Origin of the sequence: Sulfurimonas sp. (assembly GCF_032250635.1) — a bacterium.
Lineage (GTDB): Bacteria > Campylobacterota > Campylobacteria > Campylobacterales > Sulfurimonadaceae > Sulfurimonas.
Genome location: NZ_JAVVFL010000016.1, coordinates 1 through 19,368, shown reverse-complemented (window position 1 = coordinate 19,368; position 19,368 = coordinate 1). Strand labels below are relative to the sequence as shown.

17 protein-coding genes, 1 pseudogene and 1 riboswitch are annotated in these 19,368 nt (G+C 36.7%); of the genes and pseudogenes, 6 read left to right on the top strand and 12 right to left on the bottom strand.

Going from position 1 to position 19,368, the window contains the following annotated elements; translation table 11 throughout:
- The coding region (locus RQ763_RS01940; protein ID WP_314150819.1) for an acyl-CoA thioesterase at positions 1–278 on the top strand (278 nt) is incomplete at its 5' end.
- On the opposite strand, the gene RQ763_RS01935 is transcribed toward RQ763_RS01940, so the two are convergent.
- Positions 255–1,511: a hypothetical protein gene (locus RQ763_RS01935; RefSeq protein WP_314150818.1), complete on the bottom strand. Its 1,257-nt coding sequence runs from the start codon at positions 1,509–1,511 to the stop codon at positions 255–257. The genes RQ763_RS01940 and RQ763_RS01935 overlap by 24 nt on opposite strands.
- Entirely contained in the window at positions 1,508–2,164 is a 657-nt protein-coding gene (locus tag RQ763_RS01930) for a uracil-DNA glycosylase (RefSeq protein ID WP_314150816.1), read from the bottom strand. Before RQ763_RS01930 ends, RQ763_RS01935 begins: the two co-directional genes overlap by 4 nt.
- Positions 2,165–2,273: 109 nt before the next feature.
- Between RQ763_RS01930 and RQ763_RS01925 the strand changes: the two genes are divergently transcribed.
- Together RQ763_RS01925 and RQ763_RS01920 are read left to right on the top strand one after the other, a co-directional pair.
- Positions 2,274–3,854, top strand: a complete 1,581-nt coding sequence (locus RQ763_RS01925; RefSeq protein ID WP_314150815.1) for a bifunctional diguanylate cyclase/phosphodiesterase — start codon at positions 2,274–2,276, stop codon at positions 3,852–3,854.
- 51 nt (positions 3,855–3,905) lie between these two features.
- Positions 3,906–6,068: a nitrate- and nitrite sensing domain-containing protein gene (locus RQ763_RS01920; RefSeq protein WP_314150813.1), complete on the top strand. Its 2,163-nt coding sequence runs from the start codon at positions 3,906–3,908 to the stop codon at positions 6,066–6,068.
- A 51-nt stretch (positions 6,069–6,119) separates the two neighbouring features.
- Here RQ763_RS01920 and RQ763_RS01915 read toward each other — a convergent pair whose 3' ends face one another.
- Positions 6,120–6,506, bottom strand: a complete 387-nt coding sequence (locus RQ763_RS01915; protein WP_314150812.1) for a class II SORL domain-containing protein — start codon at positions 6,504–6,506, stop codon at positions 6,120–6,122.
- Positions 6,507–6,675: 169 nt separating this feature from the next.
- On the opposite strand from RQ763_RS01915, the gene glyS reads away from it, so the two are divergent.
- Positions 6,676–8,697, top strand: coding sequence for a glycine--tRNA ligase subunit beta (glyS, locus tag RQ763_RS01910; protein ID WP_314150810.1), 2,022 nt, complete (start codon positions 6,676–6,678; stop codon positions 8,695–8,697).
- Here glyS and RQ763_RS01905 read toward each other — a convergent pair.
- Positions 8,694–9,977: a hypothetical protein gene (locus tag RQ763_RS01905; RefSeq protein ID WP_314150809.1), complete on the bottom strand. Its 1,284-nt coding sequence runs from the start codon at positions 9,975–9,977 to the stop codon at positions 8,694–8,696. The genes glyS and RQ763_RS01905 overlap by 4 nt on opposite strands.
- A gap of 83 nt (positions 9,978–10,060) precedes the next feature.
- A riboswitch (cyclic di-GMP riboswitch) is annotated at positions 10,061–10,141 on the bottom strand.
- A 75-nt stretch (positions 10,142–10,216) separates the two neighbouring features.
- Positions 10,217–10,951 (bottom strand): hypothetical protein, encoded by a 735-nt coding sequence (locus RQ763_RS01900; protein ID WP_314150807.1) that lies wholly within the window; start codon positions 10,949–10,951, stop codon positions 10,217–10,219.
- A gap of 67 nt (positions 10,952–11,018) precedes the next feature.
- Here RQ763_RS01900 and RQ763_RS01895 point away from each other — a divergent pair, with 67 nt between their 5' ends.
- Both RQ763_RS01895 and RQ763_RS01890 read left to right on the top strand, forming a co-directional pair.
- Positions 11,019–11,765 (top strand): ElyC/SanA/YdcF family protein, encoded by a 747-nt coding sequence (locus tag RQ763_RS01895; RefSeq protein ID WP_314150806.1) that lies wholly within the window; start codon positions 11,019–11,021, stop codon positions 11,763–11,765.
- Positions 11,766–11,841: 76 nt separating this feature from the next.
- The gene (locus tag RQ763_RS01890; RefSeq protein ID WP_314150804.1) at positions 11,842–13,656 is read left to right on the top strand and encodes a diguanylate cyclase; all 1,815 of its coding nucleotides are present in this window, start codon (positions 11,842–11,844) and stop codon (positions 13,654–13,656) included.
- Positions 13,657–13,659: 3 nt separating this feature from the next.
- Here RQ763_RS01890 and RQ763_RS01885 read toward each other — a convergent pair whose 3' ends face one another.
- From RQ763_RS01885 to RQ763_RS01855, 7 genes and pseudogenes are all read right to left on the bottom strand, one after another.
- Positions 13,660–14,121, bottom strand: a complete 462-nt coding sequence (locus RQ763_RS01885) for a globin (protein ID WP_314150803.1) — start codon at positions 14,119–14,121, stop codon at positions 13,660–13,662.
- Positions 14,122–14,168: 47 nt separating this feature from the next.
- Positions 14,169–14,879, bottom strand: coding sequence for a tRNA pseudouridine(38-40) synthase TruA (gene truA / locus RQ763_RS01880; protein WP_314150801.1), 711 nt, complete (start codon positions 14,877–14,879; stop codon positions 14,169–14,171).
- Positions 14,880–15,899 carry an LptF/LptG family permease gene (locus RQ763_RS01875; RefSeq protein ID WP_314150800.1) on the bottom strand — a complete coding sequence of 340 codons (1,020 nt, stop codon included), beginning with the start codon at positions 15,897–15,899 and terminating at the stop codon, positions 14,880–14,882.
- A complete protein-coding gene (locus RQ763_RS01870) occupies positions 15,899–16,714 on the bottom strand; it encodes a prepilin peptidase (RefSeq protein WP_314150798.1) in 816 nt (271 codons plus the stop codon). The genes RQ763_RS01875 and RQ763_RS01870 overlap by 1 nt, the downstream gene beginning before the upstream one ends.
- Positions 16,714–17,391 (bottom strand): polyprenyl diphosphate synthase, encoded by a 678-nt coding sequence (uppS, locus tag RQ763_RS01865; protein WP_314150797.1) that lies wholly within the window; start codon positions 17,389–17,391, stop codon positions 16,714–16,716. The genes RQ763_RS01870 and uppS overlap by 1 nt, the downstream gene beginning before the upstream one ends.
- On the bottom strand, positions 17,388–18,656 hold the full coding sequence (coaBC, locus tag RQ763_RS01860; RefSeq protein WP_314150795.1) for a bifunctional phosphopantothenoylcysteine decarboxylase/phosphopantothenate--cysteine ligase CoaBC: 1,269 nt from the start codon (positions 18,654–18,656) through the stop codon (positions 17,388–17,390). The genes uppS and coaBC overlap by 4 nt, the downstream gene beginning before the upstream one ends.
- A 49-nt stretch (positions 18,657–18,705) precedes the next feature.
- Positions 18,706–19,368 (bottom strand): annotated as a pseudogene (locus RQ763_RS01855) (diguanylate phosphodiesterase); the annotation flags it as partial.

The window sequence follows — 19,368 nt, the reverse complement described above, 5'->3', positions numbered from 1 at the left end:
TTTCACAAGGGTTAACTCCGGTTTTGCAAAACGGTCATTTTGTTGCCAGAAGAGTAGAGGCTGATTATATAAAAAGCGCAAAGCTCGGTGATGAGCTGCAGGTAGAGACAAAACTTGTAGAGATGAGGGCGGCGTCATTTAAACTGCTACAAACCATATCTAAAGAGAAAAAGAAGATTTTTGAGCTGAATATTATGTTGGCATATATAAACTTTGAGGGCAAGCCTCAAAAGATTACAAAAGAGGTAGAGGAGCTAGTCCGCTCTCTCTTTTGTTAGTTGGTAAGGGATAAACCTGGAGAATGATGGCTGGAGAAGGTTTATAGGGTAGATCATCTGGTTGTCAACACTCTGTATATCATACTCTCTTACTTCACCGCTTATAAGATGGGCAAAGTAGTCTATGCCGACGGTTGTCGTGTAGTTTATCCAGTCGTATACAATATCGTTGCCCAAAAGAGAGTTTGTCTCGATGAGAACATCTTTATTTTGTGTAATGGAGTTAGCGATTATCATATCTTTTCTGTCTTGATACTGCGTCATTGAGAGAAGCAGCGGATTATAGTTTGTTTGTGTTGAGAGTATATTTGTAGTGTTAGTGTCATAGAGAGTAAGCTGAGATATTATCATGCCGCTTTTTATGATAGGAGTATTTACGAAAAAAGAGGCTTCGTTTATCTTCTCATTCTCTTTTAACTGTTTTTCTAGGTTTGTAGTCTGTTGAGGAATAGAGAACTTTATAACGGTCGGTCTTTGAGAAGAGCTACTCAAGGCTACCTTCTTATTTTGTGCAAATTTAGCTTTAAAAGCATACTCTTGATGCTCTGAGAGCTGCTCTCCGATGCTAGATTGATCATAAAATATGACAAGCGGAGAGACCGCTTCATTTAAGAGTAGATCACTTTGCGCCCTATAATCTATCCCGCCATAGTAAAGATACTCTGACTCATTTTTAGCATCTTTTTTGTTGATAGTCGGAAAAAATATGTTTATATCTGGATCAATGTTTGAGACAATCTCTTCGCCATCTTGTGTCAGGGGTGCTATGACATAAGAGAAACCATCATTTTGAATTCTCTTGAGGGCATCTGAAATCTCACTGTAACTCTCATCTTCTATTTTATAACTCTTTAGTTCAAACGGGCGATTCTTTGACATAAGATAGGCAAAAGATGCGTTTGTAGTTGAGGCTGCATATCTTCCAATCTTTTTATACGGAAGGAGCAGGGCAATACGAAGTTTGCTTTCGGTGAAGACTTTTTTTATATTGAAAACTGCCAGATACTCCTGTCTTCTTGCCTCTAGAACATCGTCTTCAAGTCTTTCCCCGGCATGAGCTAAAAATGAGAAGATGTAGCCGTTTTCAAGGTGCTCTTGCAAACACTCCTCGTTGCAAGGGTAGGGGTCTAAGTTTTGAATATCAGTTTTTGGAAGAGCAATGTCAGAAATTAGAAAACTTTTTGAAAACAGGACTGCAGGCAAAAATATGGCGATAAAATATAGTTTTTTCATAGACAACTCTTTATAATTTTTAGATCATTAAATGCAATTTTTTTATCATCTGGATTTCTAAGAAGATGATTGGGATGAAATATAGGAACAAGTTTGTACTCTTTAAAGTCTACAACATGTCCTCTTACGCTCCCGAAATTTTCTTCTTCAGATGTAACTTTAGCATAAGCATCTTTACCTAAAGTAACAACTACTTTTGGTTTTACAAACTCTATTTGTGCAAATAGATAACTCTTGCATGAATCCCACTCCGAACTGGAGGCTATATTTGAGTTTAAAGGTTTGCATTTTATAGCATGAGTAAAGTACACATCCTCTACTTTTAATTTTAAAACATTCTCAATCATATCTTTTAGCATCTCACCGCTTCTGCCGCTGTAGTATGAGTTTGTGCTATCATCGCTCATTGAAACCATATAGTCGATTATCATGACGTCTGCATTTGGATTGCCATGTCCGCTCATGCTCTGCCTTCTAGATTTATTCAAATCACACAAATGGCAACTTGCTATATTTTTTGTAAGCTCATCAAGATTAGATGGTTTTTCATTTGAGCTTGCACGGTTTATAGAAAAGGAGTCACTATACTCAAACCCTAGAGCTTTAAGCCGATATAGGTTTTGCAGTAGTAGTAGATTTTGAAAAGAGTTCAATAATAGCCTTTTTGAAAAATAATCAATCATAAGAGTATATTTAAAGTGCGGTTAAAATCTACTTTATAAATTTTAGGTAAAATACAAGAAAGTATTTTTGGAGAACAATTTGAGCTTAGATAATGAAGTATTGGGTGTAAATAGTTTTAAATTGGAGTCTTCGAGAGAAATTCAGAGTATTATTGGCAATATTGAAAATCTCAAAAAAGAGAATATTCTTATTCATATAATCTCTTTTATCCACAATACGGTCCTTGTGCAAAGCTTAAAAAACGAGTTGGTTAAAATATTTCCAAACGCTAAGATAGTTCTCTTAAAGCATGAGGATAAAACAAATACGCAACTTATACTATACTCGCTAAAAAAAGATGCAGACCCTCAAAATATAAGCGACGAAATAGCCAAAGATTTATATACAAAAATTACAGAACAGGCACATGAGCTAAGAGAATATAGAAACAAACTCTTTAGCAGATACTTCACAGATCATCTTACAAACCTCCCAAACACATATAAACTTAGAAATGATCTAGATGAGCTTAAAGAGTTCTCGTTGGTTGTTTTTAATATAGATAACTTTCAGATGATAAATAATTTTTACGGTTATATAGTCGGTGATTATGTAATTGAGAAGGTTGGAAAATACCTTCAGGAGAATATTCCACAGCATCACATATATAAGCTCTCGGGAGATGAGTTTGCTTTTATTATTGATAAAGAGATAGGGTTTTATGAGCTTAAAGATTACCTTGATGAGCTTTATGAGAAGATAAAAAATATTACAATAGAGTATCAGGATATAAGTATATATGTTGATTTTACTCTTGCATCTTCGGCAAATATAGATAATAAAAATATATTTTCAAAAGTCTCAATGGCACTTAAATATGCCAAAGAGATTGGTGCAAAATATTGGATATATGAAGATAGAATGAATTTTGAAAACGAGTATGAAAGAAACTTGAAACTCTCAGGAATTGTAAGAGATGCTGTTGAAAACTTTAGAATTATTCCTTATTTTCAAGCTATTGTAAACACGGAGACATTAAAAATCGAGAAGTATGAGTGTTTGGCGAGACTTATCGACAGAAATGGAAAAATACTCTCGCCGACTCTTTTTATTCCGGTTGCAAAAAAGATAAAACTTTACAACATAGTAACAAAAGCGATAATCGACAAATCTTTTGAAACGTTCGAGAACAGCGAGTTTGAGTTTAGTATAAACCTCTCTATAGAGGATATTATGAGTAGCGAAATATTCAATTTTATTGTTCAAAAACTCAAAAGTTCAAATGCGTCAAGAAGAGTTATATTTGAGTTGCTTGAGTCTGATGCCGTTGAAGATTTTAAAAAAGTAGAGCGCTTTATAAGTGAAGTTAAAAGATATGGCGCTAGAATAGCAATCGACGATTTTGGAAGCGGATATTCAAATTTTGGGTATTTAATGAGAATGAACGCAGATTTTATCAAAATCGACGGCTCTTTGGTGCAAGATATAGATGTGGATAGAAACGCTCTTTTTATTGTCGAGACTATTGTTGAGTTTGCAAAAAAACTCGGTATAAAAACTATAGCGGAATATGTTCACTCAAGTGTTATAATGGACATTGTAAAAAAACTCGGAGTCAATTACTCTCAGGGCTATTACATAGATGAACCCTCTATTGAGTTGCTAAAAAAAGACAATTAGGCTTAAGTGATGCAGGTTCTGATAAAACAAGATTACATACAAAGGATTTAAATGTTCAACAATATCTCTATTAAATTAAAGATGGCATTAATGGTAGTAGTGCCGGTGCTTGTGATACTTTTGTGGCTTACAACGGATAGCTTTAATAGTTATAAGGAGGTAAAAGCCTTAGAGAAGATCAGCGAGCTGGTTCTCTTTAGCCAAAAAAGCAGTTCTCTAGTTCACAACCTTCAAAAAGAGAGGGGCGCATCTGCCGGGTTTATAAGCTCAAACGGTGCCAAATTTTCATCTGAGTTACTCTCCATTAGAAAAGATACGGATGAGACTCTTTTGGAGTTAAAAAGGTTTTACTCTTCAATCTCTCTGGATGAGTACTCTCAGAGTATGAGCACAAAGATGCAAAAAGCGATGGATGCCCTCCCAAAGATTGGCGAGATTAGAAAAAGTGTTGATACTCTAAGCGTTGCAGTTAGTGTTCCGGTAAGTTATTATAGCTCGCTTAATGAAGCGTTTATATCTGCAATAGAAGAGATTATAAAGATGAGCGACAACGCTCAAACAAACAATGAGATAAATGCTTTTGTGAATTTTTTGTCGGCAAAAGAGAGAGCGGGCATAGAGCGGGCAGTTCTATCATCAACCTTTAGCAGAGACAGTTTTGCTCCCGGATTTCACAATAAATTTATAGGGCTTTTAAGCGAACAAAACAGTTTTACTAACAAGTTTCTCTTTTTTGCATCGCCTCAGCTTAAAGAATTTTATGAGACAAAACTGAGTGCTAAAGAAGTTGCAGAAGTCAAAAGGATGAGAGAAGTTGCTTTGGAACACGAGGATGGAGGCTTTAACATAGATGCCACATACTGGTTTGCAACCATAACTTCAAAAATCAACCTGCTAAAAGAGGTTGAGGACGAGATAGCAAAAAATATAACCCAGAATGTCTCAAATATTCATGATGAAGCTTTTAACTCTATGATAATCGGGCTTGTAATAAATATGATAGTTGTCTTTTTCATAATAGGGCTAGGTTCATTTATCTCAAGAAATCTTATAAAAAAAGTAGATATGTTAAAAAATGAGATAGATGAGATAATAACTTCAAAAGATTTTTCTAAAACTATTACAAAGAGCGGCAGTGATGAGATAGGGTTTATTCAGGAGTATGTAAATCTTCTGGTTCAGGCAGCTGGAAGATCGATGCGTGAGGCAAAAGAGAGCCTTGAAGAGTCTGGGAGATATGCAAAAGATATCGAAGAGAGAAATGAAGCAAATAAACTGACTCTCTCTTTAACCGAACTATTAAATGACGGTGCTGTTTCTGGAGTAGGAAGTGTTCAAAAAGGATTGGGTCATAATATGGACTCTCTAAAAGATATAAACGATAAAAATGCTCAAACAGGTATTATCGTAGATGAGGTTAAACACTCTACAGAGGAGATGGTTCACTCACTAAACAATATATCTGAGAAAATGGAAGGAAGCAGAGAGAGTTCTGAGCAGTTAAACAACAGCGTAAATGAGATTACAAGCGTAATTGCACTTATCAAAGATATAAGCGATCAGACAAATCTTCTAGCGCTAAATGCAGCCATAGAAGCTGCACGTGCAGGAGAGCATGGACGTGGATTTGCTGTTGTTGCGGATGAGGTTAGAAAACTTGCAGAGAGGACTCAAAAAGCGACAAACGAGGTTGAAGTAAATATAAACCTGCTTAAACAAAACAGCTCTATGATGCAGGAGTTCTCAGACCTTATGAGTCAAGAAGTCTCTTCATCTCTAAATAAATTAGAAGCATTTAACGTTAGTCTTTACTCTCTTGTTGATGGTGCAAAAGATATTCAGCTCTCAAACAAAAAAATCTCCAATGAGCTCTTTATCACTCTTGCCAAACTAGACCATATTGCATTTAAGCTTAGCGGATATAGTGCTGTATTTAAAGATGATCACGATTTCAAATTTTCAGATCATACCAGCTGCAGATTTGGAAAATGGTATGTGGGCGATGCGAAGGAGTCATTCTCTTATACGACGGCATATAGTAAAATCGATCCTATTCATAAAACTGTCCATGATAAGGTTAGAACAATTCCTAACTATATAGAGAGCGGTTCTGTTAAGAATTCAGAGAAGATTATTTCAGCATTTAGTGAGGCGGAAAAAGCATCAAAAGAGCTTTTTGTTACTTTAGACAATATGACCGAAGAGGTAAAATAAAAAATATTGAATTAGGTTTATCAAGAGAAAAATCTCTCTTGATAAGATAGATTATGCAGTTACTTCTACAACTTTTTCAGTTGATTCCCACACACCGTGTTTTGTACAGTATGCTTGAGCAGTAAGTTTAAGCTTGCTTCCTGTTGGAATAATGTTAAATGTCACTGTTGCATGCGCTTTTATATTTCCTAAAGTTCCAGGAGTAAAATCAGCACGTGCTAAAAGAGTTTCACCGTTAAAGAGTGACATATTTGCTATGTAGTGATCAAAATCATCAGGGTGAGAGTACTCGTTCCCCATTTTAACTGTTACGCTAAACATTTCACCCTCTTTGGCAGTGTCCGCACAGTGAATAAACGGTGAATGACGGTCGATATAATCTTTTTTACTTTCTCTCTCAACTGTATCTATATCAACATAACGATTGATTTTTGGCATTCTTAAATCCTTGTATTTTAATTTATATGCCATTGTAACTACAATATCATTTATAAAAAACTTCCCTTGCTCTTTATCTGCTTTGATTAAGACTTCTTTAATTTATTAGCATTTAACAAAAATATAGATAAAATCGCGGGATTAATAACTACAAAAAAAGAGTCTATTTATGATTAAACCGCTACTAATTGAGATTGGTGTTGAAGAGCTTCCCGCGATTCCGCTTTTAAAAGAGTTAAACAATATTGAAAAAAAACATGCTGATATATTAGAGAAAAATTCACTTCTGTGCGAATTTGAATTTTACTATACTCCTCGTCGTCTGGTTTTGTGGCATAGAGAGTTTAAAACATGTCAAGATGACAGCAGTGAAGAGTTTTTCGGAGCGCCGATGGAGGTTGCATACAAAGATGGCAATCCTACGCCTGCAGCACTCGGTTTTGCGAAGAAATGCGGTGTAGACATTAAAGAGGTTGGCTTTACTAAAAAAGGCGAAAAAGAGGTTCTTTACTACAAAAAAGAGCTACAGGGAAAACCCTCAGTAGAGCTTCTTAATGAGATAATAAATGAGTGGATTAAGTCTTTGGATTTTGGTAAATCCATGCGATGGGGAAGTCTGCATGAGAGTTTTATCCGCCCGATTCGCTGGGTAAACGTACTTTTTGGCGATGAGCTTGTAGATGTGGAGCTTTTTGGAGTCAGATCAAAGAAGGAGACCTTTGTACACCGTATAAGCAATTTCAACTCGGTGGCACTAGACGGTGCAAAAGATTACTTTGAGACTCTTGAGAAGGGCGGTGTAGCTCTTTTTCCTGAAGTAAGACGCGAGAATATTTTAAACAACTTCTCAACTCTTGAAAAAGAGAACAACATTAAGATAGAGATAGATAAAGATTTGCTAGATGAAGTTGTAGCTATTACGGAACACCCCACAGCACTTTTAGGTTCATTTGATGAGGCGTTTTTAGAGCTTCCCCCTGAGGTTATCATTACCTCCATGAAAGAGCATCAGAGATATTTTCCTGTTTTTAAAGAGGGTAGACTCTTAAACAAGTTTGTTGTAGTCTCAAATGCTCTAAGCGATGATTTTTCAAAAGTTATTGAGGGTAACGAGAGAGTTCTGCGTCCTCGTTTGGCAGACGCGCTCTTCTTTTATAACAATGACCTGAAAAAGGGACTCAGCACAGAAGGACTTGAAAAAGTTGTCTTTATGAAAGGGCTTGGGACTGTTGCCGATAAGATTGAGCGGGAGCGAAAAATTGCCAATGCTCTTTTTGAGATGTATAAGCCACAAAGTGCAACAAAAGAGATGCTAGATCGAGCAGTCAGTTTAGCAAAAGCGGATCTCATGAGCGAGATGGTTTACGAGTTTACGGAGCTTCAAGGTCTTATGGGCTACTACTATGCCAAGAAATCCGGAGAGATCGATGAAGTAGCAATCGCCATAAAAGAGCAGTATCTGCCAGATGGCGAAGAGAGTGAGCTTCCCTCAACCGTTATGAGCGCAATAGTTGCTATGAGCATAAAGCTCGATACTCTTTTGGGTCTCTTTAGCGTAAACCAGATTCCAACAGGCTCGCGTGACCCTTTTGCGCTGCGCCGCGCGGTAAACGGTCTCATAAGAATCACAAAAGAGCATAACCTGGAGTTTGATATTGCCCAGACTCTAAAGCTTTTAAGCAAAGAGTATGCAGAATTTGACCTCTCAAAACTTGAAGTGTTTTTCTTGGAGAGATTAAGACAATACTTCAAGGTAAATCCTTCCATTATAGAAGCTGTGCTCTCAAGCGGTGAGAGAGAGCTTCTAAAAATTGGTAAAAAAATAGAGGCGCTGGATAACATGGTGGCAAGTGAAGGCTTTAGTGAGTCGTTTTCTACATTTAAAAGGGTTGCAAACATCACAAAAGATATTGATATGTCTAGTAAATTCAGTGTTGATGTAAAACTTTTTAAAGAGAGTGCGGAAGAGGCTCTTTTTGCAAGATACAGCAAAGTAAGTTCGGTTAAATATGCTTCCTACGAAGAGGAGCTAGACGCTCTTTTGGGGCTTAAGCCCGAACTTGACAAGTTTTTTGACGATGTTATGGTTAATGCCGAAGATGAAGCTCTGCGCAACAATAGAAAAGCTCTTATAGCATCTATTTACAAAAGTATTTTAAATATTGCGGACATTAAAGAGGTTAGTGTTTAACTCGCCTCTTCAATGAGTGTTTTTTTCGAAGTAAGCGCTTTAACCAGAGAGTTTCTGATGGAGAGGTAGGCATTTTTGTTTTGCGCCAAAATCTTCTCATCTCTTCTCTCGTGTCTCTTTAGCGCATCTATCTCTCTTTTGATGTTGTTGTACTTTACAATATGAGATTTGGTTGCCATTTTTGATGTTAGTTTACTCTTTTCATCTTTATTCATCTCTATTTCATACTCAAGCTCTTTAATTTCACTTTTAAGAGACTCAGATTCCTGCTTATTTTTAGATGAATCAAATGAATCCGTGTAGATATTTAATCTTTTCGTTGCATAAATGAGGTTTTGAGAAATTTTTTCTATCTCTTTTGTAATCTTGTTGTTATGTTCAATCGGTGAGAGTGAGCTTATGTAGTACTCTGAAATAGCATCTTCTAACTCCTCTTTTTGCTCCTTGACAGTCTCAAGCGACATCTCTGTCTTTACATATATTTTGACTATGGACATCATGGATGCAACATTCCACTTAAGTCCGTTTGCTGCTTCAATCTCAGGAACTCTGTATTTTTGCCCCTCTAATACTACTACGTTTAGAGAGTAGTACTTTAGAAAATCCGTAATATACTTGTTTGACGCGCTGAGTTCAGAGAGCAAGAGGTTTGCAATGTGGTTAAAGACCTCTTTGAAGTGTTTTCTAAAAACATAGCCTGAAAAGCCTTTAAAAAATTCATCATTTTTATCAAAAGAGTTTATAAGATGCTCTTTTACAATAGATTGTATCAGTGAAAAAGCATATTTTTCATATACAAAATTGTCTATTTTTTTATCTAGCATATAGGTGTCTACAAACTCTTCTGCAACAAAATATAAGAAGTTTTTGTTGCGCTCTTTGAGAAAAAAGTTATTGTAAAATGATTTAAGTTCATCTTCATCCAGACCGTTATATCTCGAAGCAATCGTATTTTTTTCCTCGTCAGAGATTTTCTTTACGCTGCCCTCATCAAATAGTTTTATAAATATCTGTGAGTTCTTTATGATGATAATATCGCTGCTATTTAGCTCAAACGATTCTCTTATAGAATGTTTTAGAAGTTCTTTTTTGTCTATCTCTTCATTGTCGATTTTATTTACAAAATTTGTCAGTTTTTTTGTTAACTCTTTTTGTAGACATATAAGATCTTCTTTGTTGTTATAGTCATACTCAATTAAATCTTCATTTTTATCAATTATGTCCATGATTGCATCGAGATTGATACTGTCTCTTGGTTCTATTTTATATAAATAAGACATAACACTCCCAACAAAATATATAAACGAGTTATTGAAAAATTTGGATGCGGGAAACAAAACATATAAAGAATATGGTAAGTTTAAGTTGCAGTCCGACCATCTTGTATACTCCAAGATTCGTGACTTTCCGTCCCTATTTCACAATAAGTTTAGCTTTAGACTTAGTAAACTTTATTTTACTATAGGATATTTAAAAGTAGCTAAAAATTGTTTGTTATTTTTATATTAATCTTCTTTTTCTATGACGTTTTAACAATCTGCGGAGGAAATTTTGAAAATGCTTTTTTAAAGGCATTTGCTCTTACATCTTTAAATTTTCCGCTCGCAATAGGAGGTAGAAAATATGCTCCCTCTTCGCTCTCTATTACGTCATGATTGTTGTCATACATAAATGCTATCTCTTTGCCGAGTTTTTTTGTTTGAGCTACCAAATTTCTGGCATAAGTGATGATATGTTTATGATGTCTGTCAAACTTATTTCCAGAGCCAAAAAAGACAAACTTACCGCTTAGGCGGATATTGAGATAGTCTTGATAGTTGAGCTCTTTGTCGTATCTTGTGAGCTGGTTGCTCGTATATTTGTCCAAATCTGCATCAAACTCCTCCAAAATAGGTGTTGGCTCTATATTTGGCTTGTTTATGCCAAAGAGATACTTAATCTCTATAAGTTTGCCTTTATATCCATTTTTTATGGCAGAAGCAAAGAGGTTGCAGTTGTTATCGAAGATTAGTTCACAAAATTTGCCATCAAACTCATAGCCTTGAGCGGCTAGTTTTGAGTTTGTGTTGTAACCTACGGGAGCGATGGTCGGATTGTATAAAAATATAGTTCCAATTACAGATTTGCGTTTTTTACTTAAGAGCTCTTCAAGAGCTTTAACATCTATAATCTCGCTATCCTCAGGTATATAAATATACTGCTCGACTAAATACTCTACATCAAAACTTGTTGAAAATTTTCCAAATGCCTGCAAATTAAACCCTCTTTATCTTTATGCGAATTATACTATAATTTCGCATTATTAACGAGGGAAGAGGCGTATGGAATTTGGATTTTATTTAAAGAAATTTGTCACATTTTTTTTTGAACCACTTGGTTTTGTATTGGCACTATTTGCCATCGGGCTCTACTTTTTATTTGTAGATAGAAAAAATCTCTCAAAACTCTTTTTATCTCTCTCCTTTTTGTTTTTACTTCTCTTCTCTTATGAACCGTTTTCAAACTTTTTAGTAAAAAATCTTGAAGAGAGCTACCCTAAATACGGGTACAACAAGGATATAAAATATATTCATGTTCTTGGAAACGGACACAATACGGATGAGTCTCAACCGCTCTCATCAAATATAAGCTCATCGGGTATTAAAAGAGTGTTGGAGGGGGTGATTATTCATATGCAGACTCCAGGCTCAAAGCTTGTTTTTACCGGTTATGAGGGAGATACTGAGATTCCAAATGCGATTATGAATGCAAAACTTGCAGCTGCTTTGGGAGTAGAAGAGAAAAATATGATTCTAAATCCAAATCCTAAAGATACTAAAGAGGAGGCACTCTTTTTGAGAAGTATACTCGGCGGCGAGAAGTTTGTGCTTGTGACCTCGGCAACGCATATGCCAAGGGCTATAATGCTCTTTGAATCACTTGGTTTAAATCCTGTTGCGGCACCTACAGATTTTCATAAAAAGGAGCATAGCGGCTACCTTAAAGCACCAGATATTGATGCACTTGAAGACTCTAAGATGGCAATCCATGAGTATTTGGGTATTTTGTGGAGTTTCCTAAAAAAGTAGAGCGTTAAAAGCAAACTTTTTGTTACATTTGTATAATATAACAGTTAAATCAAATATAACTCAAGGAAGTTTGTTAATGTTTAGAGGTTTGAAAAATCTGTCTTTTCTTTTTATATTTTTTATACTATTTTCCCAAAGCAGTGCTTCAGAGCTGCTAAAGGTGGATGAGAAGACGCAAATGGTTGATGTCACTCCGTTTTCAGAGGTCTTTATAGATAACCAAAATCACTTCTCTTACGAAGATGTTTTTCAAGAAACATTTAGAGATAATTTTAAACCTTCAAACGACACTTCAGTCGTATCAAGTGGTGCAAAAGATGCATTATGGCTTAGATTTAACATTGTAAATGCAAGTAATAGCACTTTTTTTGGCAAGTTGGAGATACCGATAATATGGCTCAATAAAACTGAGGTATATTTAAGAACACAGAGTAAAGAGGGAAATGGAGAGTTTGATACGCTCAATCTTTCAAACCTGGAAGAGATTAATGCAAGATCATTTTTTGTTCCACTGGAGATGAAACCACTTCAAAGTTCGGCACTTTATATCAAGGCGCAAAGTGTAAACAAAATGGCTTTTGCACCTAAAATCTACTCTGAGCAGAAAGCGGAGGAGCGCACTATATATATTGCCATGTTAAACGGCGCGCTAATCGGCATAGTGCTGGTTCTGTTTTTATATAACCTAAGAAACTATATGACGCTTAAAGATGAAAACTATCTCTACTATCTCTATTATCTTGTCGGTCTACTCTTTTTGGTAGGTACATACTACGGCTATAATCTTCAGCTCTTATGGGACAGCAGCTATAAATTTAACGAAAATATTTACTACCCAATAGTTGCATTTAACTTTTTAACGGCACTACTCCTTAGCAGGAACTTTTTGAAAGTTGATAAACAATCTGCAAAAACTGACAAATACCTGTTGATTTTTGTAGCTTTTTCGGTGCTGCTTGGTATATTTGGAATTGTTGGCAGCAGTGATATCGCTGCTTACACAACTTTTATTTTTACACTAATAAACTTTATATTTTTGGCATCAATTTCTGCTATTTCAATGAAAAATAAAATCTCAGGAAGCGGATATATTTTACTTGCATGGTTATTTTTATCAGTCGGAAATTTGGTGCTCATCGGTATGCTTTTAGGTTTTATTGAGTATAAAGATTTTATTTATGACGTATACGCCGTTTTGATTGTGTTAAATATATTAATGATCTCATTTGCCATGGTTGAACGCATTAGAGATGAAGAGTCACAGTTTGAATCGGAGGTTCAAAAAGAGCATGAAGTTGCAAGTAAACTCAATATCTCAAAAAAAGAGCTCAGAGAGTTAAACGAAAAACTTCAACGTAAACTTGCAAGACAAGAGAGAGAGCTTGCTGAAAAAAACAAAGAGTGTGAGAAGTTTTCAACTAAAGACGAGATTACAAAACTCTACAATAAAACTAAGCTTGAAGAGATACTTACAAACGAGCTCCACAGAGCAAAAAGATATAACTACTGGTTTAGCATTATAATCACGAACATCGATGGAATGAAAGGGATAAACGATACGCACGGTTACGAAGTAGGAAACTCCGTTATGAAAGAGATGGGAGAGCTTTTTATGCGCCATATACGTTATTTAGATACGGTTGGAAGATGGAGTGACAACGAGTATCTGATAATCTGTCCGCAAACAAAAGCAAATGAGGCATTTACGGCTGCAGAGCATCTTCAAAGTTTCGTAGAGAGAAATAAGTTCTTTTTTATTGGTAAAGCCACCGCAAGTTTCGGGGTAACCGACTCCCAACCCGATGACACTCTTCAAGAGATTATGAAAAGAGGGTATGAGGCACTTGCAAAAGCAAAAGAGAACGGGAGAAATAGGGTTGAGGCATTATAATACCTATATGTAAGCGGACTCTTTTAGATATCTGTTTACGGTTAGTTTAGAAAATTTATCAAGATATTGCCAGAAGTCCTCTTTAATCTTCTCATCAATATCCAGCTCCATCAATACTTCTCTAAACGTGCCAAGCCACTCATCTCTTGATTTTTCGTAGATAGAGAAATTTTTATGTATATCTATCATATATTGATCAAGATCTTTGCCTTTCATCTCTTCATCATAGATTGACGGACCGCCGCATATCTGAATAAAAAATTTTGTGTTTTTTTTCTTTACCTCTTCAAACTCATCATGGTCTTGAGGAAAAAAATGTGCAATATTGCTCTCATAGATGCGGTCATAAAACTTATACATAAGTTCTTGCATTCCATCATAGCCAACTTCTTCATAAAAAGCTGGATCAGGGTTTTTAAACTTTACATCTTCGCCTTGGATTGCTTTTGTTATTTCGTAGTTCATCTTTTTTCCCGATCCTTTAAAATTGTCAAAATAGTAGCAAAAGTTTATTAATATTTAATTTTTGCCAGATAGAGACCGTTGCTTTTTGCGGGTTTTATTTTATGGTTTCTTTTGCATGAGAGCTGCTCTTTAATCTTATCTGCATCAAGAGCTAGAAGCGCCCCGACCATCAGCCGTATCTGGCTTCTTAAAAATCCGTTTGCTTCAAAATGAAGTATGATGTAGCCGTGATGTTTGTATGCAAAAGCTTTGTAAATAACTCTTTGTGTGCTCTTGACATCACTGCCGCTTTTCATAAAGTACTTAAAGTCGTGCTTGCCGACAAAAAGTTTTATGTTTTTCTCTAGCTTTGAAAAATCCACGCTCTCTAAAAACGTTACAAAACTCTCTTCAAAAGGATTTTTTCCAGACTCTTTGATTATGTATCTGTATACTCTCTTTTTAGCGCTGTAGCGTGCATGAAAATCATCATCAACAGCTTTGACTGATTTGACTAAGATTGAGGGAGGAAGCATCTCGTTGAGAGCTTTTTTAAGCTTCTCTAAATCACTCCAAAAAGGAGGCAGGTCAATGTGGCAAACCTGTCCCGTCGCATGAACGCCTCTGTCGGTTCTTCCGCTTGCCGTGATTTTTGACTCAATATTTAAATTAGATAGAGCATGTTCTAGCTGCCCTAAAATTGTATTTTTTGAGCTTTTTTGCGTTTGAGAGCCCAAAAAATTTGTACCGTTATAGGCAAGAACCAGAGCACATCTCATTTAAAATTTGGATACTATATTTTTTTTGTAGATAAAATAGGTAACCGCAAGCCATCCTATAATCATCACAGGGAGTGCATAAAGGGATATTGCTAGCTGAAGCGCTACGGCAAGGGCATCGTAAACAATAATCGAGAGAAATAAATAGAGATACACCTTTCCCTTCTGGTGCCTTACATGGACAATGCCTATGCTTGCAATAAGAAAGAGGCTTAAAATCGGAAATATGGAGAATAGAGTATTTGTGACAAGTCTCTTTTGCGTTTTTATAGAGGGACTTTCTGGAAGCCAGTACTCCATGGGTGTTTGGTACGCATCGAGATCTGTCTTTATAGTGTCATTTATGAACATCGTCTCAAAATCAATCTGTGTAAATTTCTCTTCTGAGTAACTATACCCCTCTCCATCCGTAAGTTTGAGGCGCAAAATGCCAGAATCGTTTATAATCTCTGCTTTTTTTGCACCTATAAGCACCTCTTCGTCCTGTTTTTTATTAAAAAGGATGACGTCGGAGTAGGTCTCATTTTGATTATCTTTTCCGATGTATAGAAGCCACTCTCCAAATTTATGCCCAAACTCCGAGGCAGATAGATTGAACTTAGCTTCGCTTTTTTTGTAAGAGATAAAGTTGTTTGAGAGAACTTTTGCGTGGGGAAATAGAACAAAAAAGTTAAATAGCATAATTATTGATAAAAATAGGGCAGGTAAAAGGAGTGTTTTTAAAATAACTTTAGGACGGATTCCAAGTGCAAAGAGCACAACTATTTCATTGTCGTTTGAGAGCTTGAAGAGTGCAAGAGTAGCTGCTATAAAGAAAGAGATAGGTAGTGTATAGAAAAGCAGTTCTGGCAGCATGAAGAAAAAAAGCTTTGTCATCTCGAACAAAGAGAGCTGAATTACTGCCGTGTAGGTAGCCATCTTGATTAAAAACACTACTGATGCAATCGAGAAAAGAGGTAGAAATATGGATAAAAATAGAATCGAGAGAGACTGTTTTATATAGTTTTGCAATATTTTCATTAGTAATTAGCCTCTATATATCTTAAAATAGGAGCATCAAATATATAAACTATAAATGTTGCCATAGATAAAAATGGAACAAAAGGAACTCTCTGATCCTCTTTTGACATCTTTAATGTAGATAGCATAACAGGAAGCGCTAATAGTGCTGAGAGAAAAATAGCCACCAGGGTTAATTTCACTCCAAGAAGTGCTCCCATGGTAGCTGCAACTATGATATCGCCTTCTCCCATAGCTTCTATAAAGGGGTAGGTTTGATAGTTTTTGCTCCACGATGTTATTGTTTTTTTTGCCTCTCTATGAGCAGATGATGTCAAAAGGTAAGAGAGAGCAAATCTAAGCAGGGTAAATCCACCCGCAAAGAGCAGGGCGTTTTGGAAATTTAGTGCAATGCCGCTAATGTTCCAAGCACCAAATATTGCAAATATTAAAGCCAAAAGATTTAAAGAGTCTGGAATCATTTTGTACTTAAAATCTATCATGGAGAGCGCTAAAAGGGTTAAAAAACTAAACCCGATGAGCAGAGCAGGAAAACTAAGCCCGAACTTCATAGCCAAAGTTAAAAATACCATGCCTGAGAGCAGTTCTATAAGTGGGTACTGCAGTGATATTTTAGAGCTGCAATATGCGCATTTGCCTCTTAAAAATATCCATGAAAAAAGAGGTACGTTATGCCATGGTTTGAGAGTATTTCTACAAGTAGGGCAGTGTGAAAAACCTTTTACGACGCTCTCATCTTGAGGGATTCTAAGAATTACAACGTTTAAAAATGAACCAAGCAGTACGCCCAGTATAAAAGCGATTGAAAGTTCCACTATTTCACTCCCCCAAATCTTCTCTCTATCTTTGTAAAATCTTTTATTATTCTCTCAAGCTCATCTACCGTAAAATCTGGCCAGAGGGTATCAGTAAAAAAAAGCTCTGCATAAGCCGCCTGCCAAAGTAGAAAATTTGACAGTCTGTGGTCTCCGCCAGTTCGGATAATAAAATCAACATTGTGTTTGCAATCAAGCGCATTTGAGAGCATCGCTTCAGTAATCTCTTCCTGCGCGTTTTTAATCCTGTTTAGTGCTCTTAAAATCTCGTCATGAGCACCGTAATTGAGCGCTAAAGATTGAACTAAACCGTCACAGTGCGCGGTTTTGCCTTGTACATTTTTAATTGTCTCTTGAAGAGATTTTGAAAATGCTCTTATATCACCGATTGGCTCAAATCTAATGTTGTTTTGAAGATAGTTTTCAAGCTCGCTCTCTAGATATTTTTGCAAGAGTTTCATCAAAAACTCCACTTCAAGACGAGGTCTTTTCCAGTTTTCCGTAGAAAAGGCATAGAGTGTCAATCTCTCTATATCTTCATCTTTGGCACAAAACTCTGTAATCGCTCTAACCACTTTTGCACCGGCTTCATGCCCTTTAACTCTTTTTTGTTCTCTGAGCTCCGCCCATCTGCCGTTGCCATCCATGATTATGGCTATATGTCTTGCTTTATTCATATCTTTTTTGCATGCTCTAAAATTTGAAACGATACGTTCAGTTTATCCGACTTGGGGATCGACTCTTGATTGTCTGCAGTGATGAACTCTATCTCATTAGTATCGGTTCCAAAACTTGAGGAGTCTTTTAAGACATTGAGGCAAACTGCATCTACACCTTTGGAGTCCATCATTTTTAGAGCGTTTGCGATGGCGTGCTGCTCGTCCATTTCAGCCTTGAAGCCTACCGTTATTATGCCGTCTTTATCAATAGAACTTAAAATATCAACATTTTTCTTGAGTTTTAGTTCCCACTCGTCTCCTAGATGCTCTTTTTTGAGCTTCCCTTCTTGCGGATACTCGGCAACATAGTCACTAACAGCCGCCGCCATAAAGAGGTAGGGCTTTTTTTGGATAAGATGAATCTGCTCCTCCCTCATAAGTGTTGCTTTTGAGAGCTTCCCTTTTTTTGCTATGCGCACGGAGTCTGTGAGATAATCCAACATCTCTGCAGAACTTTCTACCTCGATAGTGTAGAGCTCCAGCGGCAGATCTTTGTCAAATTTTGTAGCTATAAGATTTACGTCTGCACCTCGGCAATAGAGTGCAGTTGCAAGTGTTGAAGCCATCTTTCCGCTTGAGAAGTTTGAGAGATAGCGAACTTCATCTATCTTCTCAAGAGTTGCACCTCCCGTTACTATAACGCGTCTATCTATCCAAAACTCCTCTTTGAGAAGAGCCTTTGCGCAGTGCCAAAAAATCTCCATCGGCTCGGCCATTGCGCCATCACCCACACTTTTGCATGCAAGCTCTTTTGTCTGCGTCTCTATTATCTCATAGTTGGCAATTGCCAGCATCTTGAGATTCCCCTTTGTTATGGGGTTGTTTATCATGTTGGTGTTTGCAGAGGGTGCTATTACTTTTAGATGCGGATAGGCTAGGGCGCACTGCAGGAGCATATTGTCGGCTATTGCGTTTGCAAGTTTTGCTATGGTGTTTGCCGTTGCTGGAGCGATGACAAAAAGGTCCGCCCATTCGCCTGCTTTTATATGGTTATGAGAGTTCGCCCATGATTCATTTATATCATCTAGGACTTGGTTTGAGGTAAGAGCTTCAAAACTAAGAGGAGCCACAAACTTTTTAGCCGCTTCGCTCATAACGACTTTAACCTCTGCACCCGCTTTGGTAAGAAGTCTCACAAGTTCAAGTGATTTGTAAGCCGCAATCGAGCCTGTAACTCCTAAGAGTATTTTTTTATCTTTTAGCAAATTTGATGGGACGAGCATTGTTTACCTCATAAGTATTAGTGGCGCCATTTTAACATAAAAGCGCTGGTTAGAGCTTACTTCTGTCTATATCTACGCCACTGTACTCCAGGGTATAAATAAGATCCGTAGTGTGGAGTTTATCGAAGTTTTCAAGCATAATCTGGCGCAAATACTTCTTCTCCTCTTTTTCAGCTTTTATAAGACTAGGGGCGAATATCCCTTTCTTCTCAAGAACCAGTGATGTAATATCTTTATCCATCTGAATATGGTTCATAAGCTCTTTGATGTCGGTTTCAAAAATGGAGCTCAGCAGAGAGAACATTCCCGCAAGATAGGCTTTGTCTTTGTTGACACGGTCTGCCTCCGCCTCCATCTTTTCGGCTCTTTTTATAGCAAGTGCCAGAATAGTCTTGGATGCCGGATTTTTTGAGACTTCCGAGTAGAGATACAGAAGCAGCCATCTTAGCAGCTTGTCTCTTCCCATAAGAGTGATTACCTGCATTAAAGATTCTATTTTAACATTGAACTTTTTTGAGTTGTTGAAAAACTGTACAAGTTTGTATGATAAATCAGGCTGCTTTTTTATGAAAAACTCAAGCTGCTCTGTGCTGTTGTTGTCTTTTATGATTTTAATAAGCTGCAATATTATAAACTGTGCAGGCTCTTTTGAGCCAATAATCTCTATAACTTCCGGCTTGTCAAGATAGTACCCCTGATAGTAGTCAAAGCC